Source organism: Pseudomonas sp. PS01300, assembly GCF_029960155.1.
Classification (GTDB): Bacteria; Pseudomonadota; Gammaproteobacteria; order Pseudomonadales; family Pseudomonadaceae; genus Aquipseudomonas; species Aquipseudomonas palmensis.
The window spans coordinates 60,814-86,344 of record NZ_JASCPN010000004.1; the positions used below are offsets into that span (position 1 = coordinate 60,814).

24 protein-coding genes and 1 pseudogene are annotated in these 25,531 nt (G+C 64.3%); 16 read left to right on the top strand and 9 right to left on the bottom strand.

Features of this window, described 5'->3' with window-relative positions:
* The first annotated feature begins 75 nt into the window (after positions 1 to 75).
* The 6 genes from hemC to QMX96_RS03605 all read left to right on the top strand — a co-directional run bounded on the left by hemC (position 76) and on the right by QMX96_RS03605 (position 5,631).
* Positions 76 to 1,017 (top strand): hydroxymethylbilane synthase, encoded by a 942-nt coding sequence (gene hemC, locus QMX96_RS03580; RefSeq protein WP_043863370.1) that lies wholly within the window; start codon positions 76 to 78, stop codon positions 1,015 to 1,017.
* On the top strand, positions 1,014 to 1,781 hold the full coding sequence (locus QMX96_RS03585) for a uroporphyrinogen-III synthase (RefSeq protein ID WP_058541739.1): 768 nt from the start codon (positions 1,014 to 1,016) through the stop codon (positions 1,779 to 1,781). The genes hemC and QMX96_RS03585 overlap by 4 nt, the downstream gene beginning before the upstream one ends.
* Before the next feature lie 46 nt (positions 1,782 to 1,827).
* A complete protein-coding gene (locus tag QMX96_RS03590; protein WP_043863372.1) occupies positions 1,828 to 2,961 on the top strand; it encodes a uroporphyrinogen-III C-methyltransferase in 1,134 nt (377 codons plus the stop codon).
* Positions 2,958 to 4,196 carry a heme biosynthesis HemY N-terminal domain-containing protein gene (locus QMX96_RS03595; protein WP_282361192.1) on the top strand — a complete coding sequence of 413 codons (1,239 nt, stop codon included), beginning with the start codon at positions 2,958 to 2,960 and terminating at the stop codon, positions 4,194 to 4,196. The genes QMX96_RS03590 and QMX96_RS03595 overlap by 4 nt, the downstream gene beginning before the upstream one ends.
* Before the next feature lie 210 nt (positions 4,197 to 4,406).
* The gene (locus QMX96_RS03600) at positions 4,407 to 4,928 is read left to right on the top strand and encodes a disulfide bond formation protein B (RefSeq protein WP_043863374.1); all 522 of its coding nucleotides are present in this window, start codon (positions 4,407 to 4,409) and stop codon (positions 4,926 to 4,928) included.
* Positions 4,929 to 5,160: 232 nt separating this feature from the next.
* Entirely contained in the window at positions 5,161 to 5,631 is a 471-nt protein-coding gene (locus tag QMX96_RS03605) for an Rsd/AlgQ family anti-sigma factor (protein WP_043863375.1), read from the top strand.
* Positions 5,632 to 5,656: 25 nt separating this feature from the next.
* On the opposite strand, the gene QMX96_RS03610 is transcribed toward QMX96_RS03605, so the two are convergent.
* On the bottom strand, positions 5,657 to 6,322 hold the full coding sequence (locus tag QMX96_RS03610) for an FKBP-type peptidyl-prolyl cis-trans isomerase (RefSeq protein ID WP_078480668.1): 666 nt from the start codon (positions 6,320 to 6,322) through the stop codon (positions 5,657 to 5,659).
* A gap of 227 nt (positions 6,323 to 6,549) precedes the next feature.
* Here QMX96_RS03610 and QMX96_RS03615 point away from each other — a divergent pair, with 227 nt between their 5' ends.
* Positions 6,550 to 7,521 (top strand): AlgP family protein, encoded by a 972-nt coding sequence (locus QMX96_RS03615; protein WP_123753393.1) that lies wholly within the window; start codon positions 6,550 to 6,552, stop codon positions 7,519 to 7,521.
* On the opposite strand, the gene QMX96_RS03620 is transcribed toward QMX96_RS03615, so the two are convergent.
* Positions 7,497 to 7,973, bottom strand: coding sequence for a TIGR02444 family protein (locus QMX96_RS03620; RefSeq protein WP_058541743.1), 477 nt, complete (start codon positions 7,971 to 7,973; stop codon positions 7,497 to 7,499). The two genes, QMX96_RS03615 and QMX96_RS03620, sit on opposite strands and share 25 nt — an antisense overlap.
* A 50-nt stretch (positions 7,974 to 8,023) precedes the next feature.
* Here QMX96_RS03620 and QMX96_RS03625 point away from each other — a divergent pair, with 50 nt between their 5' ends.
* From QMX96_RS03625 to QMX96_RS03635, 3 genes are all read left to right on the top strand, one after another.
* Positions 8,024 to 9,934, top strand: a complete 1,911-nt coding sequence (locus tag QMX96_RS03625) for an ATP-binding cassette domain-containing protein (RefSeq protein WP_043863378.1) — start codon at positions 8,024 to 8,026, stop codon at positions 9,932 to 9,934.
* Positions 9,934 to 10,521: a mechanosensitive ion channel family protein gene (locus QMX96_RS03630; protein ID WP_043863379.1), complete on the top strand. Its 588-nt coding sequence runs from the start codon at positions 9,934 to 9,936 to the stop codon at positions 10,519 to 10,521. The genes QMX96_RS03625 and QMX96_RS03630 overlap by 1 nt, the downstream gene beginning before the upstream one ends.
* An 85-nt stretch (positions 10,522 to 10,606) precedes the next feature.
* Positions 10,607 to 11,239 carry a LysE family transporter gene (locus QMX96_RS03635; RefSeq protein ID WP_043863380.1) on the top strand — a complete coding sequence of 211 codons (633 nt, stop codon included), beginning with the start codon at positions 10,607 to 10,609 and terminating at the stop codon, positions 11,237 to 11,239.
* A 123-nt stretch (positions 11,240 to 11,362) separates the two neighbouring features.
* Here the strand turns inward: QMX96_RS03635 and QMX96_RS03640 are convergent, their stop codons facing one another.
* The 4 genes from QMX96_RS03640 to QMX96_RS03655 are packed head-to-tail and all read right to left on the bottom strand — an operon-like array spanning position 11,363 to position 14,504.
* Entirely contained in the window at positions 11,363 to 12,103 is a 741-nt protein-coding gene (locus QMX96_RS03640; RefSeq protein WP_043863381.1) for a hypothetical protein, read from the bottom strand.
* A 3-nt stretch (positions 12,104 to 12,106) separates the two neighbouring features.
* The gene (gene lpoB / locus QMX96_RS03645; RefSeq protein ID WP_043863467.1) at positions 12,107 to 12,694 is read right to left on the bottom strand and encodes a penicillin-binding protein activator LpoB; all 588 of its coding nucleotides are present in this window, start codon (positions 12,692 to 12,694) and stop codon (positions 12,107 to 12,109) included.
* A gap of 29 nt (positions 12,695 to 12,723) precedes the next feature.
* Positions 12,724 to 13,098, bottom strand: coding sequence for a YcfL family protein (locus QMX96_RS03650; protein ID WP_043863382.1), 375 nt, complete (start codon positions 13,096 to 13,098; stop codon positions 12,724 to 12,726).
* Between the two features lie 14 nt (positions 13,099 to 13,112).
* On the bottom strand, positions 13,113 to 14,504 hold the full coding sequence (locus QMX96_RS03655) for a hypothetical protein (RefSeq protein ID WP_282361193.1): 1,392 nt from the start codon (positions 14,502 to 14,504) through the stop codon (positions 13,113 to 13,115).
* Between the two features lie 428 nt (positions 14,505 to 14,932).
* Here QMX96_RS03655 and QMX96_RS03660 point away from each other — a divergent pair.
* Together QMX96_RS03660 and QMX96_RS03665 are read left to right on the top strand one after the other, a co-directional pair.
* Positions 14,933 to 16,456: pseudogene (locus QMX96_RS03660) on the top strand (FTR1 family protein); the annotation flags it as partial.
* 98 nt (positions 16,457 to 16,554) lie between these two features.
* Positions 16,555 to 17,016, top strand: a complete 462-nt coding sequence (locus QMX96_RS03665) for a YaiI/YqxD family protein (RefSeq protein ID WP_043863384.1) — start codon at positions 16,555 to 16,557, stop codon at positions 17,014 to 17,016.
* A gap of 4 nt (positions 17,017 to 17,020) precedes the next feature.
* Here QMX96_RS03665 and elbB read toward each other — a convergent pair whose 3' ends face one another.
* Both elbB and QMX96_RS03675 read right to left on the bottom strand, forming a co-directional pair.
* Positions 17,021 to 17,689, bottom strand: a complete 669-nt coding sequence (gene elbB / locus QMX96_RS03670; protein WP_043863385.1) for an isoprenoid biosynthesis glyoxalase ElbB — start codon at positions 17,687 to 17,689, stop codon at positions 17,021 to 17,023.
* Positions 17,690 to 17,805: 116 nt separating this feature from the next.
* Positions 17,806 to 18,447, bottom strand: a complete 642-nt coding sequence (locus tag QMX96_RS03675) for a DedA family protein (protein WP_043863386.1) — start codon at positions 18,445 to 18,447, stop codon at positions 17,806 to 17,808.
* A gap of 207 nt (positions 18,448 to 18,654) precedes the next feature.
* Here QMX96_RS03675 and hemB point away from each other — a divergent pair, with 207 nt between their 5' ends.
* Both hemB and ppk1 read left to right on the top strand, forming a co-directional pair.
* A complete protein-coding gene (gene hemB / locus QMX96_RS03680) occupies positions 18,655 to 19,665 on the top strand; it encodes a porphobilinogen synthase (protein WP_043863387.1) in 1,011 nt (336 codons plus the stop codon).
* Between the two features lie 19 nt (positions 19,666 to 19,684).
* On the top strand, positions 19,685 to 21,919 hold the full coding sequence (gene ppk1 / locus QMX96_RS03685; protein ID WP_043863388.1) for a polyphosphate kinase 1: 2,235 nt from the start codon (positions 19,685 to 19,687) through the stop codon (positions 21,917 to 21,919).
* Here the strand turns inward: ppk1 and ppx are convergent.
* Entirely contained in the window at positions 21,906 to 23,408 is a 1,503-nt protein-coding gene (ppx, locus tag QMX96_RS03690) for an exopolyphosphatase (protein WP_282361194.1), read from the bottom strand. The two genes, ppk1 and ppx, sit on opposite strands and share 14 nt — an antisense overlap.
* A gap of 240 nt (positions 23,409 to 23,648) precedes the next feature.
* Here ppx and trxA point away from each other — a divergent pair, with 240 nt between their 5' ends.
* The gene (trxA, locus tag QMX96_RS03695) at positions 23,649 to 23,978 is read left to right on the top strand and encodes a thioredoxin TrxA (RefSeq protein ID WP_043863390.1); all 330 of its coding nucleotides are present in this window, start codon (positions 23,649 to 23,651) and stop codon (positions 23,976 to 23,978) included.
* Between the two features lie 230 nt (positions 23,979 to 24,208).
* Positions 24,209 to 25,468 carry a transcription termination factor Rho gene (gene rho, locus QMX96_RS03700; protein ID WP_043863391.1) on the top strand — a complete coding sequence of 420 codons (1,260 nt, stop codon included), beginning with the start codon at positions 24,209 to 24,211 and terminating at the stop codon, positions 25,466 to 25,468.
* Positions 25,469 to 25,531: the final 63 nt, after the last annotated feature.

Here is a 25,531-nt window from a genome sequence, read left to right on the forward strand (position 1 = left end):
CCACTGACATAGATCTGCTAGCAGCCCGGATTGAGCTGTTATCATCCCGCGCATCTATCTCGTACGGATCGATCCATGTCCACTCGTGAAATCCGCATTGCCACGCGCAAAAGTGCCCTTGCCCTGTGGCAGGCCGACTATGTAAAAGCCCGCCTCGAACAGGCACACCCCGGCCTGGTGGTGACCCTGGTGCCAATGGTCAGCCGCGGCGACAAGCTGCTCGACTCGCCGCTGTCGAAGATCGGCGGCAAGGGCCTGTTCGTCAAGGAGCTGGAAACCGCGTTGCTGGAGCAGGAAGCCGACATCGCCGTGCACTCGATGAAAGACGTGCCGATGGACTTCCCCGAAGGCCTGGGCCTGTTCTGCATCTGCGAACGCGAAGACCCGCGCGATGCCTTTGTCTCCAACACCTATGCCAGCCTCGATGCACTGCCGGCAGGCGCCATTGTCGGCACCTCCAGCCTGCGTCGCCAGGCGCAGTTGCTGACCCGCCGCCCCGACCTCGAGATCCGCTTCCTGCGCGGCAACGTCAACACCCGCCTGGCCAAGCTCGATGCCGGCGAGTACGACGCGATCATCCTGGCGGCTGCCGGTTTGATCCGCCTCGGTTTCGAAGACCGCATCACCGCCAGCATCAGCGTCGACGACAGCCTGCCAGCCGGTGGCCAGGGCGCGGTAGGCATCGAGTGCCGCACCACCGACGCCGAAATCCATGCCTTGCTCGCGCCGCTGCACCACGCCGATACGGCTGACCGCGTGGTGGCCGAACGGGCCATGAACAAGCACCTCAACGGCGGCTGCCAGGTACCGATCGCCTGTTACGCCGTGCTCGAGGGCGAGCAGCTGTGGTTGCGCGGCCTGGTGGGCGAACCGGCCGGCGGCCTGTTGCTCAGCGCCGAGGCACGTGCACCGCGCGCAGACGCGGATGCACTGGGTGTACGCGTCGCCGAAGACCTGCTGAACCAGGGCGCCGAAGACATTCTCAAGGCGGTGTATGGCGAGGCCGGCCACCCGTGAACGGCTGGCGCCTGCTGCTGACCCGGCCGGCCGACGACTGCGCGGCACTGGCCGCGACCCTGGCCCAGGCCGGGGTGTTCGGCAGCAGCCTGCCGCTGCTCGAGATCGAAGCGCTGCCGGTGACCGATGCGCAGCGCAGCACCGTGCTCGGCCTGGCCGACTATGCTGCGGTCATCGTGGTCAGCAAGCCGGCAGCCCGGCTCGGCCTGGCCCTGCTCGACCAGTACTGGCCCCGCACGCCGGCCCTGCCGTGGTTCACGGTGGGGGCGGCTACCGCCGCGATCCTGCAGGCCCATGGCTGCGAAGTGCACTTCCCGCCACTGGGGGATGACAGCGAAGCCCTGCTGCAACTGACCCGGCTGCAGGAAGTTTTCGCACAGCCCCAGCCGCGCTTTCTGATCATGCGTGGCGAAGACGGTCGCGAGCTGTTGGCCGAGCGATTGACCGCGCAGGGTGCTAGTGTCGATTATCTGCCCCTGTACCGCCGCTGCCTGCCCGAGTACCCGGTCGGCACACTGATGCGACGCATCGATGCGGAACGCCTGAACGGCGTGGTGGTCAGCAGTGGGCAGGGTCTTGAACACCTGCGCCAGCTGGCTGGCAGCGACTGGTCGCGACTGGCCGCGTGGCCGCTGTTCGTGCCGAGCCCGCGTGTTGCCGAGCAGGCCCGCGCCGCTGGCGCACAGAATGTAGTGGATTGCCGTGGTGCCAGTGCCACGGCTTTGCTGGCGGCGTTGCAGGAAACCCCTGCGCCCGCCTCCTAAGGCGCTAAGCTGTCTGGCGAGGTGCCCCAATGCAAAGGATGGATACGTGAGCGAAACTGCCTTGCCCAACGATGATCTGCAGCCGGCGCCAGAAGCGCCCGCGCAAACGCCCGCCGCCCCTGCCAAGCGGGCCGGCACCGGTCTGGCACTGTTCGCCCTGCTGCTGGGTGCGGCAGGTGTCGCAATCGGTGGCTGGGGTGTCTGGCAGGTGCGCCACCTGCAGGGCGCCAACCAGCTCCAGAGCGAACAATTGCAGGCCTTGAATGCCCAGGCCCAGGCCTTGCAGCAGGGCGAGCAGCGACTGTCGTCACGCCTGGCCGACCTGCCACCGGCCGCCGAGCTCGAAGAGCGCCGGCGCCTGGTGGCGCAATTGCAGGGCGACCAGCAACGTCTGAGCCAGCGTCTGGAGACCGTGCTCGGTGCCAGCCGCAAGGACTGGCGCCTGGCCGAGGCCGAGCACCTGCTGCGCCTGGCCAGCCTGCGCTTGTCGGCATTGCAGGACATCACCAGCGCTCGGGCGCTGGTCGAAGGCGCCGACCAGATCCTGCGCGAGCAGAGCGACCCGGCCTCGTTCGCTGCCCGCGAACAGCTGGCACGCAGCCTGGCCACCCTGAACAGCGTCAAGCAACCGGACCGCACCGGGCTGTTCCTCAAGCTGGCCGCGCTGCGCGAGCAGGTAGTGCAGCTCACCGCCATGGCCCCCGAATTCGAAGAAGGCGGCGAACCGCTGTTCGGCCTGGCTGCCGACGGCGACGGTGCCAGCCGCTGGTCACAGTGGTGGGCGCAGCTGTCGCGCTACTTCCGTATCGATTTCAATGCCGACAAGAACGTCAAGCCGTTGCTGGCCGGCCAGGCCCTGAACCAGGTGCGCCTGGCCCTGAGCCTGACCCTGGAGCAGGCGCAGTGGGCCGCGCTCAACGGCGAGCCGAAGGTCTATGCCCAGGCGCTGGATGAAGCGCGCAGCGTGCTGCTGGCCAACTTCAACCACGACAACGAGCAGAGCCAGTCGATGCTCGAACAGCTCAACGCGGTGGCGAACGAGCCGGTGTCGGTAGTGACGCCGGACCTGGCCGACAGCCTCGGTGCGGTCCAGGCCTACCTCGAGCGTCGCCACCTGCCCGCCGAAGAATCGATCACGCGCCAGCCGGCGGCACAAGGTCATGAGGAGGGCACCCCATGAAACGTGCCTACCTGTGGGTGGTGGTGGCGATCATCGCCGCGACCCTGCTGGGTATCGCCGTGGCCCGGCATAGCGGATACGTGCTGATCGCCTACGACAGCTTCCGCTACGAGTCGAGCCTGTGGGCGACCCTGGCCCTGCTGCTGGCCGTGGTGCTCGTGGTGCTGATGGTGCGCTTCGTGCTGGGCCTGGTGTTCACCTCGGGCGGGGTGGTCAACCCATGGTCGCGGCGCAACCGCAGCCGGCGTACACGCCTGGCCATCGAGCAGGGGCAACTGGACCTGGCCGAGGGCCGCTGGGCCAGTGCCCAGCGCCATCTGCATCGCGCTGCCGAGGCCGAACGCCAGCCGCTGCTCTATTACCTCGGGGCGGCCCGCGCTGCCAACGAACTGGGGCGCACCGAGGACAGCGACAACCTGCTGGAACGTGCCCTGGAACGCCAGCCGCAAGCCGAGCTGGCCATCGCCCTGACCCACGCGCAGTTGCAGGTCGACCGCGGTGACACCGAGGCAGCGTTGGTGACCCTGCAGGCGATGCACGAGCGCCACCCGCACAACGTGCAGGTGCTGCGCCAGTTGCAGCGTCTGTACCAGCAGCGTGGCGACTGGAGCGCGGTGATCCGCCTGCTGCCGGAGCTGCGCAAGGACAAGGTGTTGTCTGCCGCGGAACTGGGCGAGTTGGAGCGGCGGGCCTGGGGCGAAAACCTGAGCCTGGCCGCACGCCGCGAGCAGGACGACCAGACCGCACAGCAGTCCCTTGAACGTGCCTGGCAGCAACTGACCTCGGCACAACGCCAGGAGCCGCAACTGGTGCTGGCGTATGCCGAGCAACTGCGCCAGCTGGGCGCCGAAAGCGACGCCGAGAAGGTCCTGCGTACGGCCCTGCAGCGCGAATACGAAAGCCACCTGGCCCGGCTGTACGGGCTGGTGCGAGGCGGCGACCCGGCGCGTCAGTTGCAGACGGCCGAGGGCTGGCTCAAGCAGCACCCGGACGATCCCAGCCTGTTGCTGACCCTGGGTCGTCTGAGCCTGCAGAATCGTCTGTGGGGCAAGGCGCGCGACTACTTCGAAGACAGCCTGCGCCGGCAGCGCAACCCTGAGGCCTGCGCCGAGCTGGCCCGTCTGCTGGCCGGCCTGGGCGACACCGAGCGCAGCAACCAGCTGTTTCAGGAGGGCCTGGGCCTGTTGGATGAGCGCCTGCTGGCCTTGCCTCTGCCTGAAGCCGTCCGGGCCTGACGTCGTACGGGTTTAGCCCCAGGTTAAACCCGTACTGTTTGGCTGGTTGCGGGGGTGGGTAACTTTTCGCTGAGTTACAGAGGAAATATCCACCTCAACTCTTCGACACTTCCCTTATGTTTCAGCGATTTATCGCGCCTGTCGTGCCTTGAAACAAGGCTCGATTTTCCTCTACCGTTGTTACATGTCTTTCCCGCACCTGGACTTGCCATGCCATTGGCCTGTTTGCGCTCATTGTTCTCCCTGGCTTTCGTCGCGTCGTTACTGATTCTCGCCGGTGCGTTTTACCTCGAATTCACCAAAGGGCTGGTGCCTTGCCCGCTGTGCCAGAGCCAGCGTGTATTGCTGGTTGTGTTTGCCGGTGTCTGCCTGGCCGCGCGCCTGCATGCACCGGGTCAGCCGGGTGCGCGTCGCTATGCGGCTGCGGCGTTGGGCCTGGCGCTGGGGGGCGGCTTGCTGGCGGTGCGCCAGATCTGGTTGCAGGGCAGCGGGGTGGCGGCGGGTGAGGCCTGCTCGATGCCCCTCGGTGCGCTCATCGAGCAAGGCAGCCTTGCCGACGTGCTGCACGCCATGCTGCTCGGTTCGGCCGATTGCGCTTCGATCACCTGGAGCTTTCTGGACCTGAGCCTGCCGGAGTGGAGCCTCCTGGCCTTCCTGCTGCTGGCGGCGCTGGCGTTGGCGCGGCTGCTGTACGTGCAGCCAGCGGCCACGGGCAAGTCATTGAAACCCTGACGCTTGCCGGCGGGGGCTGGGCAATCGACCGATGGCCGCGGGTGCGGCGATTAAACACTTGTATGAAACTTGTCGCCTGCGTACCTTGAAGGCAAGGGCGCGCGGGAATAATCTCCCTTGCACGCATACCCAAAACACTGCTGCTCGATGCCGTTCTGCTGCTTTCTCCCTTTGTTGTGCATACCTCGCACGACGGGGCGCAGCGGCATGACCCAGAAGGGAAGACACCGCCATGTTAGATAGTTGTCAGAATGCTCAGGAACGCTGGGGTGGGGTTCACAAGCTGATTGACCGCTGGCTGGACGAGCGGGCCGAACTGGTCACGGCCTTTCGCGCATTGCGCGATGCCAAACCGGCTTTTGCGGACAAGGACAAGAACCTCGGCTTCTGCGCGATACTGGTCGATTACGTCTCCGCCTGGCACTTCGAGGTCAGTGAGCAGTTGGTGGCTGAAGCCAAGGCGTTCGGAGATGACAAGGGCCTGGAACTGGCGAAGCAGATCAGCCCTCGTATCAGTGCCATTACCGATATCGCGTCGGCTTTCAACGATCACTGCGACAAGGGCAACTGTACCGACCAGGAGCGCTTCGCCAAGAAGCTCAGCGAGCTGGGCAGCCTGCTCCACGAGCGCTTCGAGCTTGAGGATTGCCTGATCGAAGTGCTGCACAACGCGCACAAGGAAGAAGAGGCCGTCCAGGCCTGATCCCTGTCTCCTCCGTTGCCGACATTCAGTCGGCAACCCCCAGTAGTTCGATCTCGAAGATCAGTGGCGTGAACGGCGGAATCAGATCGCCTGCGCCATCGGCTCCGTAGGACTTGGCCGACGGAATCACCACACGCCATTTCGCCCCGACAGCCATCTGTGGCAACGCCACCTGCCAGCCCTCGATCACACTCTTGAGGCTGAACCACTGCGGTTGTTCGCTCTGGTCGAACACGCTGCCATCGGGCAGCTTGCCGACGTAGCGTACCTGCACCCGGCCATCGGCCCTGGGTGAGGCACCATTGCCCTTGACCAGTTCGGTCACCAGTACGCCTTCGGGTAGTTCTCGTACTCCGGCACGGGCGCGTTCGGTGGCCAAGTAACGGGTTTCCACCGCCATCAGCATTTCCACCTGCGACTGCTCGGCGGCCTCGCTGGCCTGGGCCTCGTGCTGGCTGAGAATCGCTTCGCGCCGTGCCTGGCTGATTGCCAGGGGCTTGTTCGCGTAGGCCTGTTGCAACCCCTGGATCAAGGCATCGAGCTGCAGCTCGGGCATCTCGTTGCGCAACCGTTCACCCAGGCTGGCGCCGACGCTATAGGACAGGTCGTGAGCACTTGCCGGTGGCTCGGTGGTGTCTGCGAATGCGCAGGGCAGGGCGAGCAGCAAGAGCAGTAACAGGTAGCGTGGCACAGGCTCACTCCAGGTGGTTTGAGTGCATGGTGAGGGCCGGATGAATCTTTGCATAGAGCAAATTCCGACAGCCTTTTTAACAGCATCTACACTTGTGCGCAGCTGCAGCCATAACAACTTTGCCCAGGCATGCAACGCGGCGTCCTACTTACTGTCAACATGCCCTAGCGGCGGTAGCAGCAGAAGGTCTAGTATGAGCCGCATTCTCGTCAGCCAGGAGGTAAGCCATGTCGGCCAGTAAGAAGCCAGTCAGTACGCCATTACACCTGCTACATCAACTCTCGGGCAGTTTGCTCGAGCATCTGGAAAGTGCCTGCTCGCAAGCACTGGCTGATGCTGAAAAACTGTTGGCCAAGTTGGAAAAACAACGGGGCAAGGCGCAGGAAAAACTTCACAAGTCGCGTCTCAAACTTCAGGACGCTGCGGTCGCCGGCAAGAACAAGGCGCAGAACAAGGCCAAGGGCGCCGTAGGCGAACTGGAAACCCTGCTCGATTCGCTCAAGGATCGCCAGTCGCAAACCCGCCTGTACATCGTGCAGCTCAAGCGTGATGCGCAGGAAAGCCTGAAGCTCGCCCAAGGCGTCGGCAAGGTGCAGGAAGCAGCGTCCAAGGCCCTGACCTCGCGTTCGGCCAAGGCTGCTCCGGTAGCGGCCAAGTCGGCCACCAAGGCCCCGGCCCGCAAGGCTGCAGCCAAGCCAGCCGCTACCAAAGCCGCCGCCAAGCCAGCGGCCAAAACTGCCGCGGCCAAGCCAGCCGCTGCCAAGGCTCCGGCCAAGCCAGCTGCCAAACCTGCAGCAGCCAAGGCTCCGGCAAGGTCTGCTGCCAAACCCGCAGCCGCCAAGGCCCCCGCCAAGCCAGCTGCCAAACCTGCCGCTGCCAAGGCGCCCGCCAAGCCAGCTGCCAAACCTGCTGCGGCCAAGGCTCCGGCCAAGCCAGCTGCCAAACCTGCAGCCGCCAAGCCAGCTGCCAAACCCGCCGCTGCCAAGGCTCCGGCCAAGCCAGCTGCCAAGCCTGCTGCTGCCAAGGCCCCCGCCAAGCCCGCCGCTACCCGCGCACCCGCCAAGCCGGCCGCCAAACCCGCTGCTGCCAAACCGGCGACTTCGGCACCTGCTGCGGCCACCACGGCCGCACCGGCTGCTTCGCCTGCCGCTGCACCCGTGACGACCCCAGTGACTCAGTCGCCCTCGACTGCTTCCTGATCCGCCACCGCCACGACGCGCAGCACCTGCAGCGCGTCGTGGTGCCGGGTGCCCTGGGGGGCCAGCACGGCCAGCCAGTCACCTGCCACACCCTGATTCATCCAGCCTTCGCTAGCCTGTTGCAGGCGCGCCAGCAATGTTCGCTCCGCCTCCAGTTCCAGTGCCTTGACCTGCTCGCGCAAGTGCGTCAGCTGCGGGTCGTGCTGCGCGTCTGCACGCCATTGCCGGCGCAGTTGACGCAGCGGTGTCACCACATGCTGCTGCCAGGCAGCGGCCAGCTGTTGCAGGTGCTGTACGCGCTCGGGGGTCACCCCGGCCCTGCCGGCTTCAAGCCACGCCCCGCACAGCAGAAGGCACACATCGGCCCCTTCGTCCTGCAAGGCCAGGCAGGCAGCCTCCACGCCCGGCCGGGCGTACAGGTGCAGAGCGAAATTCCACAGGTCGGTGTGCATGGTCCTACTCGCGCCAGTTGCCATCGAAGCTGGTAGACTCCGCGGCCATTATGATCAGACTTTCGAACCTCACTTTACAGCGTGGTCCCCAGCGCCTGCTAGAAGGCGCCGAGTTGACCCTGCACGCCGGCCAGAAAGCCGGCCTGATCGGTGCCAACGGCGCCGGCAAATCCAGCCTGTTCGCCTTGCTGCGCGGTGAGCTCACGCCCGATTCGGGCGAATGCCAACTGCCCGGCGACTGGCGCATCGCGCACATGCGCCAGGAGGTCGATACCCTCGATCGCCTGGCGGTGGACTACGTGCTCGATGGCGACGTGCGCCTGCGCGAGGTACAGGCTGCGCTCGCAGCCGCCGAGGCCGCGCACGACAACAATGCCCTGGCCCGCCTGCATGTGGAGCTCGACAGCGCCGACGGTTATACCGCCGATGCCCGCGCCCGCAAGCTGCTGGCCGGCCTGGGCTTCAGCAACGAACAGATGGACCGGCGCGTCGGCGACTTCTCCGGCGGCTGGCGCATGCGCCTGAACCTGGCCCAGGCACTGATGTGCCCCAGCGACCTGCTGCTGCTCGACGAGCCCACCAACCACCTGGACCTGGATGCGATCCTGTGGCTTGAAGACTGGCTCAAGAGCTACCCCGGCACGCTGCTGCTGATTTCCCACGACCGCGATTTCCTGGATGCGGTGGTCGACCACGTGGCACACGTGGAACAGTGCAAGCTGACCCTCTACCGCGGCGGCTACAGCGCCTTCGAGCGCGCCCGTGCCGAACGCCTGGCGCAACAGCAGCAGGCGTACGAGAAGCAGCAGGCGCAACGCGCCCACATGGAAAAGTACATCGCCCGATTCAAGGCCCAGGCCACCAAGGCGCGCCAGGCACAAAGCCGCATCAAGGCACTGGAGCGCATGGAGGAGCTTTCGGCGGCGCATGTCGACTCGCCGTTCGACTTCACCTTCCGCGAGTCCGAGAAGATCTCCAGCCCGCTGCTCGACCTTGCCGAAGCCCGCCTGGGCTATGGCGAAAAGACCGTGCTGGAGAAGGTCAAGCTGCAGCTCACCCCGGGTGCGCGCATCGGCCTGCTGGGCCCCAACGGCGCCGGCAAGTCGACCCTGATCAAGAACCTGGCCGGCGAGCTGGAGCCGCTGGCCGGACGCCTGGTGCGCGGCGAGAATCTGGTGGTGGGCTACTTTGCCCAGCACCAGCTCGATTCGCTGGACAGCAAGGCCAGCCCCCTGCTGCACCTGCAGCGCCTGGCCCCCACCGAGCGCGAGCAGACCCTGCGCGACTTCCTCGGCGGTTTCGATTTTCGCGGTGCGCGCATCGACGAGCCGGTGCTGAACTTCTCCGGCGGCGAAAAGGCCCGCCTGGCCCTGGCGCTGATTGCCTGGGAGCGGCCCAACCTGCTGCTGCTCGACGAACCGACCAACCACCTGGACCTGGAGATGCGCCTGGCACTGACCATGGCCCTGCAGGAGTTCAGTGGCGCGGTACTGGTGGTGTCCCACGACCGTCACCTGCTCAAGAGCACCACCGACGACTTCCTGCTGGTGGCAGACGGCAAGGTCGAGACCTTCGATGGCGACCTCGACGACTACACCCGCTGGCTGGTCGAGTATCGTCAGCGCAATGCCCCGGTCAGCACCACACCGGTCAACCCCGACAAGACCGACAAGAAGGCCCAGCGCCAGGCTGCGGCGGCGTTGCGCCAGCAACTGGCCCCGCACAAGCGCCAGGCCGACAAGCTCGAAGCCGAGCTGGCCAAGTTGCATGAAGAGCTGGCCGGGGTCGATGCCAGCCTGAGCGACAGCGCGCTGTATGAAGCGGCGCGCAAGGACGAGCTGCGCGAGCTGCTGGCCCGCCAGGCCAAGCTGAAGGTGCGCGAAGGCGAGCTGGAAGAAGCCTGGATGCAAGCGCTCGAAGTGCTTGAAAGCATGCAGGCCGAGCTGGAGGCGTTGTCCTGATGGAGTCGATGCAGGGATTGCTGCCGGTCGAGTGGATCGGCCCCTTCTGGATGGGCCTGCAGATACTGCTGATCCTGGTCGCGGCGTACCTGCTGCAACGCCTGGTGGCGCGCTGCCTGACTCGCCTGAGCGAGCGTTACCCGTTGCCGCCGGAGCTGATGGTGCCGCTGCGCGGCGGCTTGCGCTGGCTGATCATGGGCAGCGCGCTGATCTTCGTGCTGGAGCGCCTGGGTGTTTCGGCCACGGTGCTGTGGACGGCCCTGTCGGGCTTTGTCGCGGTGGCGGCGGTGGCCTTCTTCGCGATGTGGAGCGTACTGTCCAACCTGCTCTGCGCGGTGCTGATCTTCACCGTGGGGCCGTTTCGCATCGGCGACGTTGTCGAGCTGGTCGAGACCCTCGACAAGCCGGGGGTCAAGGGCCGCGTGACCGCGATCAACCTGCTGTTCACCACCCTGGTCGAACTGCCCGAGGCGGGCGGCGCACTGGTGCAGGTGCCCAACAGCCAGTTCTTCCAGAAGAGCGTGCGCCGCTGGCGCGGTTCGGACGGCCTGGCCGTGGTAAGCGAAAGCCCGAAACCCGGGGCCTGAACACCGGCTGCAAAAAAATGTGGTGATTTTTTCAGCGGCGCATTAGCGTGGAACCCTTGAACAAGGGTCCGGGCCGAGGTGTGTGATGTCGCTGGAAACGTGGTTGGCTTTTTTTGCTGCCTGTTGGGTAATCAGTCTTTCGCCGGGGGCGGGGGCCATTGCGTCCATGTCCTGCGGTCTGCAGTACGGCTTCTGGCGCGGCTACTGGAACGCGCTGGGCCTGCAGTTGGGGCTGGTGATGCAGATCGCGATCATTGCCGCCGGCGTGGGCGCGGTACTCGCTGCCTCGGCTACCGCGTTCCAGGTCATCAAATGGTTTGGCGTTGCCTACCTGATCTACCTGGCCGTGAAACAGTGGCGAGCGCTGCCGGCAGACCTGGCCGACGACTCGACGGTACGCCCCATCGGCAAGCCGCTGAGCCTGGTGTTCCGTGGTTTTCTGGTCAACGTCAGCAACCCCAAGGCGCTGATCTTCATGCTTGCGGTGCTGCCGCAGTTCATCAATCCGCATGCCGAGCTGCTGCCGCAGTACCTGACGATCGCCGGCACCATGGTGGCGGTGGACCTGCTGGTGATGGCGGGTTATACCGGGTTGGCGGCGCGGGTGCTGCGCCTGTTGCGCACACCCCGGCAGCAGCGGCGCATGAACCGCACGTTTGCCGGGTTGTTCCTGGGTGCGGCGACATTGCTGGCGACCATTCGCCGGGCGCCGGTCTAAGACCGGAAGGCTGCGCCTTCCATCGCGGGTCACCACTGTTCTTGTGGGAGCCGGCGTTGCCGACGAAGAGGCCAGCACAGACACCCAATAAAAAAGGCGACCCGAAGGTCGCCTTTTGCATGCTCAGCGCAAGATCTGCGCCGGTTCATCCGGCGGCAGGTTGTTGCGCATCGGCGCACGTTCCTGATCCGGCATCACACCCACCAGCTGCTCCTTGAGCTGCCTGGCCACATCCATGCCCAGTTCCTTGGACACTTCACGCACCACCCGCGGACGGTTCAGGCTGACCCGCACGTCCTGGCTGTTCACCAGCTTGGTGTCCTGGCCTTCACCCATGGCGGTGAACGCCGAGGTGATCTCGTAGGTACGGGTGTTGATCAGGCTGAAGTCGGCCACCAGGGTCAGGCCCAGGATCGCCGAGTAGCTGTTGGTGTTGTCGATCGAGGTGATATCGCGCTGGAAGTCGATATCCGACAGGGTGCCGAACAGTACGTAGTCGGCGCCCTTGTAGTTGCCCGCCTTGATCCGCGCGATCACGTCATACACGTCCTGCTTGGCCTTGGCCGTGTACGGCGTGCCCTGCACCAACTGGAACATGCCGGACTTGAGGATCTCGCCCTTGATGTCACCGCTGAACTTGCGCAGCTCGGTCTGCTCGATGTAGCTCTGGCTGCTTTCGAACTCGCTGTAGCTGGACGACGCGTTGGCGTGGTACATGCTCGCATTCGAGTTGCTGCTCGCCGAGACCATGTGGATGTACTGCTCCACGCGCTCCTGATAAGCCAGGTCGGTGACCGCTACCTTGGGGGCCGCTTGCACGCCGAACGCGCAAGCCAGGCCGATGATGCCCATCCATGCACGCATTGCTTAGCGCTCCGTGGTCTTGCGGATTTCTTTTTCGTCCATCCACTCGGCCAGGCCGCTTTCCACGTCGATCAGCTGCAGGCTGAACTTGTAGAACACGTCCTTGTAGTCGCTGCTGCGCTTGACGATCGAGCTGATCGACCCTTCCAGGCGGTATTTGGCAGCGATCATGTTGCCGGTCTTGGCCACGGTGTTCTTCTTGTACAGGCCGCTCTGGTTCTGCAGCTTGAGCTGGTCGACCTGGCTCTGCATCTGGTTGTTGTCGCTGGCGAAGCGGGCGGTGCCGGTCTTCATCAGCTGGGTCTTGATCGAGGTGGTGATCTCGCGGGTATCGATGTACTCGCTGGTCTTGTTCTTCACGTCGTAGACCTGAACCACCGGACGGCCCTGCAGGATGCCGGACTGGGCCAGCGAGCGGGTCATGCTTTCGGCGATCATCTGCAGGTCGGTGGAACCGAACTCGTTGGTGACCAGTTCAACGGCCTTGCTGTCGCCGTAGCCAATGTTCTTGCCGCCCAGTACAGGGGAGTTGTTGGCGCAGCCGCTGGCCAGCGCGACCACTACGGCCAGCAGGGAAAAACGAGCGAACATCATGTTGAGCATCTCCTGAAAATTGAAAATTACTGGGCCTGGACTTCAATGCGGAAGTCAGTGGCCTGGGGGACCGGGGCAATCGCTGGCAGTACGGTGGACTGCGAGCCGTACAGGCTCAGGGTCTTCCAGCTTTCTTCGCTGGCGACCGGGAAGCCGTCGTTGCCCAGCCAGGCAAAGCGATAGAACATCGTCTTGTTGCTGCGGCTGGTGTTGGTCAGCGAGACCTTGACGGTCATGAAGCCGTTTTCGCGGGCAACCCGCATCGGGCCGATATCGATGTTGCTCAGTTTGCCCATCACGACCACCTTGCTGGCGGCGCTGCCCGGTGCGGGCGGTGGTGGGGTGGCGCAGCCGGCCAGCAGGGTGGCGGTGGCGAGCGCGGCGAGAAGCTTGAGGCGCATGGCGATTCCTTGGCTTACTTGAGGCTGGCGACGGCGGCGGCCGGCGCAGGCTGGGTGACTTGCAGGGCCGGGCCACCGGCGTAGACGCGGTTGCCCACGACGCGCAGGGCCACGACCTGATAGGGGCGATCGATCTTCACGGCGATCTTGCTGACGCCCAGGTTCGACGGCAGGCTCAGCTGGTGCTCGCCCTGGGCCAGGCGCACGCGGGCAACCAGGGTGTCGTCCGGCAGGGTGCGCCAGGTGCGGGTGTCGGCGCCTTCGGTGACGGCCGAGGCGATGCCCACGGCCAGACCAGCCAGCGGGTTGACGTCGTTGAGCTGCTTTTGCGCCACGCCACGGGTGATGGCGCGCACGCTGGTGCGCAGGATGATACCTGGCATGTCGTCACGCAGCGCGCGGCGCGACATGGCGGTGGTGCTGTTGAGCGCGGTCAGCGAGAGCGTCTTGTCGTTCAGGTAGATCTCGCTGAAGTGCGCGGTGGAGGTGTCTTCCTTGATGATCGGGAACGACAGCGGGGTGATCACCAGATTGCCGCTGATTGGCAGGGGCAGGGGGATGCGCACCGAGTCGCGGGCCGGCGCCAGGCCGCTCTGCACCACGATCAGCACGTCGCTGTCGGCGCCCTTGGCGGCAGGCTTGTCGAGGTCGAGCAGCGCACGCTCGAGCAGCGCGGTGTTCGGGCGCAGTTCGGCCGCCTTGCGGTAGCCCGGTGCAGCCAGGCCTTTTTCGCCCAGTGCTTCGTATACGTAGCCGGACAGGTAGTGGCTGAACGCACTCTGGTAGCTGTTCTTCAGACCGACCACTTCAGGCGCGTCCAGGGCGGCCACCGGGTAGCCCTGCAGGTCCTTGTACTCGGTCTTGACGCCTTCCTTCTCGGCCTCTTCTTCGCGCTTGAGGTATTCCTTGTCACGCAGCTCGGCGATCACGGCCTCACGTTCGTGGGTTTTCTTGATTTCGGTGCGGGCACCGTCGAAATCATTCTGCGCCAGCAGGTTCAGGGCCATCTGGGTGGTCAGCATGACTTTTTCGTAGTCGTAGCCTTCGTAGCGGCGCACCTTGTCGTTGACCAGGTAGCTGCCGAACTGGCTCAGGTACTTGGCGGTGTCCAGCTTCACCGACTCTTCCCACTTGAACACCACGCTATCGGCTTCGCGCCAGGCATCCTGGCTACCGCTCAGATCGCCCTTGGAGCGCAGCAGTTCGCCTTTCTCGAAGTAGTAGAGAAGGTCCTTGTCCTCACCCTTGTTGTTCTTTTCCAGCAGGGCCAGGGCCGCGTCGACGTTGCCGCTGGCCAGCTGCTGGTTGGTTTCCTGGAGTTCGCTGTCGTAGCTGCGAAACGCTGCGCAGCCCGTCAGTTGGACGATCGCGCACAGCGTGGCGACGGTGAGGACACGGGAGGCCATCTTGAATCTCTTCCCTGAAAAGTGACGTTAGGCGCCGGCGAGTGGCGGTGATCCCTTTGGACGCTAGTTCCAAATCCTCTTAGCAGAGGAGCCTGTATTTCCATTCGCTATAACGAAAGGCGCGGCATTATAGACGCAATGACTGGCTAATTAATGGCCTTGTGCTTCATTTTTTCTTGGATGTGCCAGTAGTCACATTTCCCGTGTGGTGTAGGAATAAGTCGATTCCCGGGGTAGGAGATAAACTTGTTTCAAAATTTTTCATGAAACTTCCGGGTGGTGCTTGAGCCGGCGCAAGTGGAAGTGAACAATGCAATCCTCCTCATTCCTGTTCGAGATTGGCTCCCATGATGCCCCGCCCCCGTGTGTTCGCCTGGCTGCTAGGGCCGCTGCTGGCCCTGGGCAGTGCCTTGAGCAGTGCCGCGCCGCAAGCGCCGCTGATTACCCCGGACCCGGCCCGCGGTGCACCGCTGTACGCCCAGCACTGTTCGGTGTGCCACGGTGACGGCGGCGCCGGCGATGGGCCGGCGGGGTTGGGGCTGGAACCACCGCCGGGCGATCTGCGCCAGGCGGCGCGGCTCGACACCCTGAGCCTGGCCGAGCTGTACCGGGTGATGGAGCAGGGCATCGAGGGCAGCGACATGCCGGCGTTCGCCGACCAGCTCGACGAGCGCCAGCGCTGGGATGTGGCCAGCTACATTGCCGGCTTCAGCGCCGAGCCTGGTGCTGTGCAGGCCGACCGGCGCTTCAGCCTGGCCGAGCTGGCGCAGCTCACCCCGGCGCAGGTGCGTGACACCCAGGGTGGCGAGGCGGCTGCCGCCTTTCGCGCCCAGCGCGCCAAGCCGCCAGCGGCGCAACGCGGCCCTGGCCAACTGATCGACTACACCGCCACCACCCTCGAACAGAGCCTGGCCGCCTATCGTGCCGGCGACCACGAGCAGGCCTACGACCTATCGGTGGCGGCGTACCTGGAGGGCTTCGAGCTGGTGGAAAGCGCCCTGGACAACGTCGATGCCAACCTGCGCAAGAACACCGAAAAGGCCCTGATGGCCTACCGCCAGGGGTTGCAGGACGGCTTGCCGGTGGAGCAGGTGACGCAACGCCTGGCGGCGGCCAAGGCCAAGCTCGAAGCATCGGCCAAGCTGCTGGGTGGCGATGGCCTGAGTTGGTCGCTGAGCTTCATCTCCGGCCTGCTGATTCTGCTGCGCGAGGGGCTGGAGGCAATCCTGGTGCTGGCGGCGATTCTGGCCTTCCTGCGCAATACCGGGCAGCAGTCGGCGGTGCGCAGCGTCAACGTGGGGTGGGCGCTGGCCCTGGTGGCGGGCTTTGCCACCTGGGCATTGGCTGCCTACGTGATCGACGTGGGGGGCGCACAGCGTGAACTGCTGGAGGGCTGCACCGCCCTGTTCGCCTGCGTGATGGTGCTGTGGCTGGGGGTGTGGATGCACGACCGGCGCCATGCGGCGGCCTGGCAGGACTACATCAAAAGCAGCCTGGTGGGGGGCGGCGGCCGCTTCGGCTTTGCCGTGCTGGCGTTCTTTTCGGTTTACCGCGAACTGTTCGAGGTGATCCTTTTCTACGAAACCCTGTGGCTGCAGGCCGGGCCTGCGGCGCACGATGCGGTGCTGGCCGGCGGGGCGACGGCGCTGGTGCTGCTGGTGGGTCTGGCGTGGGTGATTCTGCGCGGGTCGGCGAAATTGCCGCTGTCGTTGTTCTTCAGCATCAACGCGGCGCTGCTGTGCGCGTTGTCGGTGGTGTTCGCCGGGCATGGGGTGAAGGCGTTGCAGGAGGCGGGGGTGTTCGGTACGCGGCCGGTGGCGTTCTTCGACTTCGACTGGCTGGGGATTCATGCCGATGCGTATTCGCTGGCCGCGCAGGCGTTGGCGCTGGTGGCCATTGCAGTGTTGTACGGGCGCAGTTGGCTGGCAGGGCGGCGGGTTTCGGTGCACTGATCGAGGGCCCCTGCGCTGGCTTGTCGGCGAATGCTGCAACGCCGCGCCAATGCAGGGATACTGTGCCCCTTGTTCTCTTTGCGGTGGATAACCCAACCATGCGTGTCTGGATCGACGCCGATGCCTGCCCCAAGGCGGCCAAGGACCAACTGGTCAAATTTGCCCTCAAGCGCCAGTTCGAGGTGGTGCTGGTCGCCGGTCAGGGCCAGATCAAGCCGGCCTTTGCCTGCGTCAGGCTCATCGTGGTGCCCAGTGGGCCGGATGCTGCCGACGACTACCTGGTGGAACACGCCGTGCCCGGCGAGTTGGTGATCTGCAGCGATGTGCCGCTGGCCGATCGGCTGGTCAAGAAGGGGGTGGCCGCGCTCGATCCGCGTGGCCGCGAATTCGACGAGCGCAATATGGGCGAGCGGCTGGCGGTGCGCAACCTGTTCACCGACCTGCGCGAGCAGGGCCAGGTCGGTGGTGGGCAGGCGCCCTACGGCGAGCGTGAGAAACAGGCCTTCGCCAATGCGCTGGACCGCATTCTCACGCGGTTGGCACGCGCCTACCCGCAGTGATGCCTCAGTCGGCCTCGTGGGTCAGTTCCAGCACCCGGTCGACCAGCTTGTAGATCCCGCCCGCCGCCTCGCCGATGCTCTGCGCCAGCATGTAGGCGGGGGTGCTGACCAGCTTGCGCTGAGTGTCTTCGACGATGTCGTGCACATCGCATTCTTCATGGGTGCCGCCCATCTTGACCACGGCCGCGCTGGTGTCGGCATCGTTGCCGATGGTGCAGACCACGCCTGGCCCGTAGATCTTGGCCGCCAGGGCCGGCGAAATGCAGATCAGGCCCACCGGCTTGCCCGCTTCGGCGAAGGCTTCGGCCAGTGCGAGCACATCGGGGTTGACCGAGCATTTGTCGCCTTCCACGGCGAAGTTGGAGAGGTTTTTCGCAGCGCCGAAGCCACCGGGCACGATCAGTGCGTCGAAGTCGTCCGCATTCGCTTCACGCAGGTCCTTGACCTCGCCGCGCGCAATGCGCGCCGACTCCACCAGCACGTTGCGCGTTTCGGGCATCTCTTCGCCGGTAAGGTGGTTGATCACATGCATCTGCGCGATGTTCGGCGCAAAGCACTGCACCTGGGCGCCACGCTGGTCAAGGCGCAGCAGGGTGATGACGCTCTCGTGAATTTCGGCACCGTCGTACACACCGCAACCGGAAAGGATCACCGCAACTTTTTTCTTGGTCATGCTCACTACTCCCGTTCAAGGCGCTAAATGTCCCCTGATTTGGCCATTCTCGCCAGGCTCTCTACATAGATCGCAATGCAGGGGGAGTGTTCAGTCGTGAGAGCGAGCAGCCAGGCCTATGGCCGGTCGCCACCTTCGCCAGTGTGCTGCTCCCGGGCCTGGGCCCGCGCCTGTTCGGCCTGGGCCTCGGCGGCTTCCTGGCGGGCAATGCGGGCGGCCTTGAAGCGCCGGCGCAGCCACAGCAGGGCGCCCAGTACCACCAGGGCACCGAGTACCCACAGCTCGTACTTCTTCACGTTGCCCAGCAGCCCTTCGAGGATGGCGCCGAAGTGGTAGGCGGCCGCGCCCAGGGCCAGTGCCCATACTGCGGCACCGATGCCGTTGAGCAGCAGGTAGCGGCGCGGCGGGTAGCCGGACAGGCCGATGGCAACGGGCATCACCGTGCGCAGGCCGTAGACGAAACGGAAACTCAGCACCCAGATGTCGGGGTGGCGGCGGATGTGCTCCAGCGCACGGTCCCCCATCATCTGCCAGCGCGGCTTGCGCGCCAGCAGCTTGCGCCCGTGACGACGCCCCATGAAGTACCACAGCTGGTCGCCGGCATAGCTGCCGAAGAAGGCAACCAGCACCACCATGTTGATATCCATGTAGCCACGGAACGCAAGAAATCCGGCGAGAACCAGTATGGTCTCACCTTCAAAAAAGGTGCCTAGAAAAAGGGCAAAATAGCCGAAATCCTGCAGGAATTGTTCAAGCATTTTCTGGGTGCTGGCGAAATGAACGCGCAGCCTACCCCCTGGGAGGCTTTAGGGAAAGTGTCCAAATGTGTCTCGACGTGAACATTTCCTACAAGGAGAATGAATGCGTCCATAAGTCGCAGGGTTGCCTCAGGTCGTCATACGGGCGTCATAATGGCTGCTTATAACTGTCGCGCTCGCCCGCCTGCGCGGGCTCAGGAGTCTGCCGTGAGCTTTACCCCCGCTAACCGTTTGTTTCCTGCCACTCGCCTGCGTCGCAACCGCCGTGACGACTTTTCCCGTCGCCTGGTGCGCGAAACCACACTGACTGTTGACGACCTGATCCTGCCGGTGTTCGTGCTGGACGGCGAAAACCGTCGCGAGGAAGTCGCCTCGATGCCGGGCGTGGAGCGCCTGAGCATCGACCTGCTGCTGCAGGCCGCCGAGGAGTGGGTGAAGCTGGGTATTCCGGCGCTGGCCCTGTTCCCGGTGACCCCGCTGGACAGGAAGTCGCTGGATGGCGCCGAAGCCTATAACCCGGACGGTATTGCCCAGCGCGCCACCCGCGCCCTGCGCGACCGCTTCCCGGAGCTGGGGGTGATCACCGACGTGGCACTGGACCCGTTCACCACCCACGGCCAGGACGGTATCCTCGACGAGGAAGGCTACGTCCAGAACGACATCACCGTCGACGCCCTGGTGCGCCAGGCGCTGTCGCATGCCGAGGCCGGCGCCCAGGTGGTGGCCCCGTCGGACATGATGGACGGGCGGATCCAGGCGATCCGTGAAGCCCTGGAGCTGGCCGGTCATGTCAACGTGCGCATCATGGCCTACTCGGCCAAGTATGCCAGCGCCTACTACGGCCCGTTCCGCGACGCGGTCGGCTCGGCGCTGAACCTGGGCAAGGCCAACAAGGCCTCGTACCAGATGGACCCGGCCAACACCAACGAGGCCCTGCATGAAGTGGCCGCCGACCTGTCCGAAGGCGCCGACATGGTAATGGTCAAGCCAGGCATGCCGTATCTGGATATCCTTGCGCGGGTCAAGGACGAGTTCAAGGTGCCGACCTTCGTCTACCAGGTCAGTGGCGAGTACGCGATGCACATGGCCGCGATCCAGAACGGCTGGCTCTCGGAAGGGGTTATCCTCGAATCCCTCACCGCTTTCAAACGGGCGGGCGCCGACGGCATCCTGACCTATTTCGCTGTTCGCGCCGCACAATTGATGAGAGGGCAGTAACGCCCTTCAGGAACGCTAGATGAATAACGAAGCACTTACCGAAGTCGAAGTGAAGGATGCCCAGCCGGTGCCCGAGCAACTGGTCGAAACCCCGCCGGACCTCGAGCCCGCGCCGGTGGTCGAAGCCGAGGCGCCCGTGGTGGCTCCGGCCCCGGCGGTGCCGGCGATTGCCGTGCCGGGCCTGGACGACAGCAGCCTGTACATCCATCGCGAATTGTCCCAGCTGCAGTTCAACATCCGCGTGCTGGAGCAGGCGCTGGACGAGTCCTACCCGCTGCTGGAGCGACTGAAGTTCCTGCTGATCTTTTCCAGCAACCTGGATGAGTTCTTCGAAATTCGTGTGGCGGGCCTGAAGAAGCAGATCACCTTCGCTCGCGAGCAGGCCGGCGCCGACGGCCTGCAGCCGCACCAGGCGCTGGCGCGCATCAGCGAGCTGGTGCACAGCGAAGTGGACCGCCAGTACGCGATCCTCAACGACGTGCTGCTGCCGGAGCTGGAAAAGCACCAGATTCGCTTCATCCGCCGGCGTCACTGGACCACCAAGCTCAAGACCTGGGTGCGCCGCTATTTCCGCGACGAGATCGCGCCGATCATTACCCCGATCGGCCTGGACCCGACCCACCCGTTCCCGCTGCTGGTGAACAAGAGCCTGAACTTCATCGTCGAGCTCGAAGGCATCGATGCGTTCGGCCGTGATTCGGGCCTGGCGATCATTCCGGCGCCGCGTCTGCTGCCGCGGGTGATCAAGGTGCCGGAAGACGTCGGTGGCCCCGGCGACAACTACGTGTTCCTGTCGTCGATGATCCATGCGCACGCCGACGACCTGTTCCAGGGCATGAAGGTCAAGGGCTGCTACCAGTTCCGTCTGACCCGCAACGCCGACCTGGCGCTGGACTCCGAGGACGTCGAAGACCTGGCCCGTGCCCTGCGTGGCGAGCTGTTCTCGCGTCGCTATGGCGATGCGGTGCGCCTGGAAGTGGCCGATACCTGTCCCAAGCACCTGTCCGATTACCTGCTCAAGCAGTTCAGCCTGAGCGAGCACGAGGTGTACCAGGTCAATGGCCCGGTCAACCTCACGCGCCTGTTCAGCATCACCAGCCTGGACAGCCACCCGGAGCTGCAGTACACCCCGTTCACCCCGGCAATTCCCAAGCTGTTGCAGAACAGCGAGAACATTTTCAGTGTCATCAGCAAGCAGGACATCCTGCTGATGCACCCCTTCGAGTCGTTCACCCCGGTGGTCGACCTGCTGCGTCAGGCGGCGAAAGACCCGCACGTGCTGGCCGTGCGCCAGACCCTGTACCGCAGCGGCGCCAACTCCGAGATCGTCGACGCGCTGGTGGATGCGGCGCGTAACGGCAAGGAGGTCACTGCAGTGATCGAACTGCGCGCGCGTTTCGACGAAGAGTCCAACCTGCAGATGGCCAGCCGCCTGCAAGCGGCGGGTGCGGTGGTGATCTATGGCGTGGTCGGGTTCAAGACCCACGCCAAGATGATGCTGATTCTGCGGCGCGAGGCCGGCGAGATCGTGCGTTATGCGCACCTGGGTACCGGCAACTACCACGCCGGCAACGCCCGCCTGTACACCGACTACAGCCTGCTGACCTCCGACGACGCCTTGTGCGAGGACGTCGGCAAGCTGTTCAGCCAGCTGATCGGCATGGGCAAGACCCTGCGCATGAAGAAGCTGCTGCACGCGCCGTTCACCCTCAAGAAGGGCATGCTCGACATGATCGCGCGCGAGACCCAGTTCGCCCTGGAAGGCAAGCCGGCGCATATCATCGCCAAGTTCAACTCGCTGACCGACCCCAAGATCATCAAGGCGTTGTACAAGGCCAGCCAGTCGGGCGTGCGCATCGACCTGGTGGTGCGTGGCATGTGCTGCCTGCGTCCGGGCATTCCGGGCGTTTCGCACAACATCCACGTGCGCTCGATCATCGGGCGCTTCCTGGAACACACCCGGGCGTTCTACTTCCTCAATGGCGGGGAAGAGCAGATGTTCCTTTCCAGTGCCGACTGGATGGAGCGCAACCTCGACAAGCGTGTCGAGACCTGCTTCCCGGTGGAGGGCAAGAAGCTGATCCTGCGGGTGAAGAAGGAGCTGGAGGGGTACCTGACCGACAACACCCACGCGTGGCTGCTGCAGTCGGACGGCCGCTATGTGCGCAGCACGCCGACCGGCAACCAGAACCCGCGCAGTGCCCAGGCCACTCTGCTCGAGCGCCTGAGCAACCCGGTGCTTATCGTACGCTGAGGGTAAAGCCGACCCGGTCCAGCCATTCGGCTTCCAGGCCGAAATCGGCCTGGGTCAGCTGGTTCTGTTCCAGCCAGCCGGCCGGGAACTCCACATCCAGGCTCTGGCCGGCGGCATGCAGCTTGACCGTCGGCATCTGCTGGGTGCCGCGGATGTGGTGGAACAGGATCGCGAAGCGCAGCAGCACGCACAGACGAATCAGCTTCACGCCGTCGTCGCCGAATTCGGCGAACTTGTCCTTGGGGATGTTGCGCCGGTGCCCGCGCACCAGCAGTGCCAGCATCTGCTGGTCTTCACGGGAGAAGCCGGCCAGGTCGGAGTGCTCGATCAGGTAGGCGCCGTGCTTGTGGTAATGATAGTGGGCGATGTCCAGCCCCACTTCGTGCACCTTGGCCGCCCAGCCCAGCAGTTCGCGCCAGATCCCGTCTTCAAGATCCCACGCCTTGGCCACCTGGTCGAAGGCATGCAGCGCCTTGCGCTCGACCCGTGCCGCCTGCCCCTGGTCGACGTGGTAGCGCTCCATCAGCGAGGTCAGGGTGCGTTCGCGCACGTCTTCGTGGTGGTGGCGGCCCAGCAGGTCGTACAGCACGCCTTCGCGCAGGGCACCTTCGCAGTGGTCCATGCGTTGCAGTTCCAGCGCGTCGAAGATCGCCTCCAGGATCGCCAGGCCCGCCGGGAAGATGGTGCGCCGGTCGGGCTTGACCCCTTCGAAGTCGATCTTGTCGGTATCGCCCAGCTTGAACAGTTTGCGTTTGAGCCAGGCCAGACCTTCGGCGTTGACCTCACCGTTGCCCATGCCGCCGGCCTTCAGGGCCAGGCCGATGGCGCGGATGGTGCCCGAGGAGCCGATGGCTTCATCCCAGGTCAGGCGGTGCAGGGCGTTCTCGATGCTCATCAGCTCCAGGCGCGCGGCGGTGTAGGCCTGGGCATAGCGCGCCGGGGTGATCTTGCCGTCGCGAAAGTAACGCTGGGTGAAGCTCACGCAGCCCATCTGCAGGCTTTCGCGTAGCAGGGGCTCGAAGCGCTGGCCGATGATGAATTCGGTACTGCCGCCGCCGATGTCGGCCACCAGGCGCTTGCCGGGGGTGTCGGCGAGGGTGTGGGAGACGCCCAGGTAGATCAGGCGTGCTTCTTCACGGCCGGAAATCACCTCCACCGGGTGTCCGAGAATGGCTTCGGCGCGGCGGATGAATTCGCCGCGGTTGCGCGCTTCGCGCAAGGCGTTGGTGCCGACGATGCGCACCGCGCCGTCAGGCATGCCGTTGATCAGCTGGGCGAAGCGCTTGAGGCAGTCGAGCCCGCGTTGCATGGACTCTTCGCTGAGCTGGCGCTCTTCGTCGATGCCGGCGGCCAGCTGAACCTTTTCCCCCAACCGCTCCAGGATGCGAATGTCGTTGTGGTGGGCCTTGGCCACGACCATGTGAAAACTGTTGGAGCCCAGGTCGATGGCGGCTATCAGGGACAGATTCTTGGCTGGGTTTTGCGGCATGGTGATGGGTTCTCGGTCGATAACCCGGCAATCGTGCCACGATCCGCCGCCGACGCCAACGCGCAGTGTGGCAAGGCTTGACCTGACGCAGTTGCGAGTCTTTTTTATGACTTTTGTGTGACAGTCGATATGCAACGTCTCGCACAACTATAGTTACAGTCAATCGCGCGTGGCTTCCTGTCTACGGCGATGGCGGCTATGATGGGCCACGTTTTTTTGCTTACGACCTTGGAGACTTCCATGAGCAGCGATCTTATCAAACACGTCACCGACGCCACCTTCGAAGCCGACGTGCTCAAGGCTGAAGGTCCGGTGCTGGTCGACTACTGGGCTGAATGGTGCGGCCCATGCAAAATGATCGCTCCGGTTCTGGACGACATCGCCGCTACCTACGAGGGCAAACTGACCGTCGCCAAGCTGAACATCGACGAAAACCAGGAAACCCCAGCCAAGCACGGCGTGCGTGGCATCCCGACGCTGATGCTGTTCAAGAACGGCAATGTCGAGGCGACCAAGGTCGGCGCATTGTCCAAGTCTCAGCTGCAGGCGTTCCTCGACGCCAATATCTGAGTCGAAAAAAGCCCCGCATTCGTCGGGGCTTTTCTCTGTCTGGTGACTAGACGCCAGAAAATGCAAGTGATACATTCGGCCTCGCACTGTTTCTTTCAGTGCCCCCTGCACGCCGTCGCCGACGCACCTCAATTCGAATTAGTACGCGATCCTGTCGCCTTCTCTGCGGCGCGGCTTCATTAAGCCAGAAGCTTAATTCCCCCTTCTTACATGATTACGTCATTCCCCTTATGAATCTGACTGAACTCAAGCAAAAGCCGATTACCGATCTGCTCGAATTGGCCGAACAGATGGGCATAGAAAATATGGCCCGTTCGCGCAAGCAGGACGTGATTTTCTCCCTGTTGAAAAAGCACGCGAAAAGCGGCGAGGAAATCTCCGGTGACGGCGTGCTGGAGATTCTCCAGGACGGTTTCGGCTTCCTGCGTTCGGCTGACGCTTCGTACCTGGCCGGCCCGGACGACATCTATGTCTCGCCCAGCCAGATTCGTCGCTTCAACCTGCGTACCGGTGACACCATCGTCGGCAAGATCCGCCCGCCCAAAGAAGGCGAGCGCTACTTCGCGCTGCTCAAGGTCGACACCATCAACTACGACCGTCCGGAAAACGCGAAGAACAAGATCCTCTTCGAAAACCTGACGCCGTTGTTCCCGAACAAGCGCCTGAAGATGGAAGCCGGCAACGGTTCCACCGAAGACCTCACCGGTCGCGTCATCGACCTGTGCGCGCCGATCGGCAAGGGCCAGCGCGGCCTGATCGTCGCCCCGCCGAAAGCGGGCAAGACCATCATGCTGCAGAACATCGCGGCCAACATCACCCGCAACAACCCCGAGTGCCACCTGATCGTGCTGCTGATCGACGAGCGCCCGGAAGAAGTGACCGAGATGCAGCGCACCGTGCGCGGCGAAGTGGTCGCCTCCACCTTCGACGAGCCGCCAACCCGTCACGTGCAAGTGGCCGAGATGGTCATCGAGAAGGCCAAGCGCCTGGTCGAGCACAAGAAGGACGTGGTCATCCTGCTCGACTCGATCACTCGTCTGGCCCGTGCCTACAACACCGTGATCCCGAGCTCCGGCAAGGTGCTGACCGGTGGTGTCGACGCCCACGCCCTGGAGAAGCCGAAACGTTTCTTCGGTGCTGCACGTAACATCGAGGAAGGCGGTTCGCTGACCATCATCGCCACCGCGCTGGTCGAGACCGGCTCGAAGATGGACGAAGTGATCTACGAAGAGTTCAAGGGTACCGGCAACATGGAACTGCCCCTGGACCGTCGCATTGCCGAGAAGCGCGTGTTCCCGGCCATCAACATCAACCGTTCGGGTACCCGTCGCGAAGAGCTGCTGACCGCCGACGACGAGCTGCAGCGCATGTGGATCCTGCGCAAGCTGCTGCACCCGATGGACGAGATCGCTGCCATCGAGTTCCTGGTCGACAAGCTCAAGCAGACCAAGACCAACGACGAGTTCTTCCTGTCGATGAAGCGCAAGTAACACGGGCGGTACGCAAGAGCCGGGGAAACCCGGCTTTTTGCTATCTGTACATTGTCTATTCTG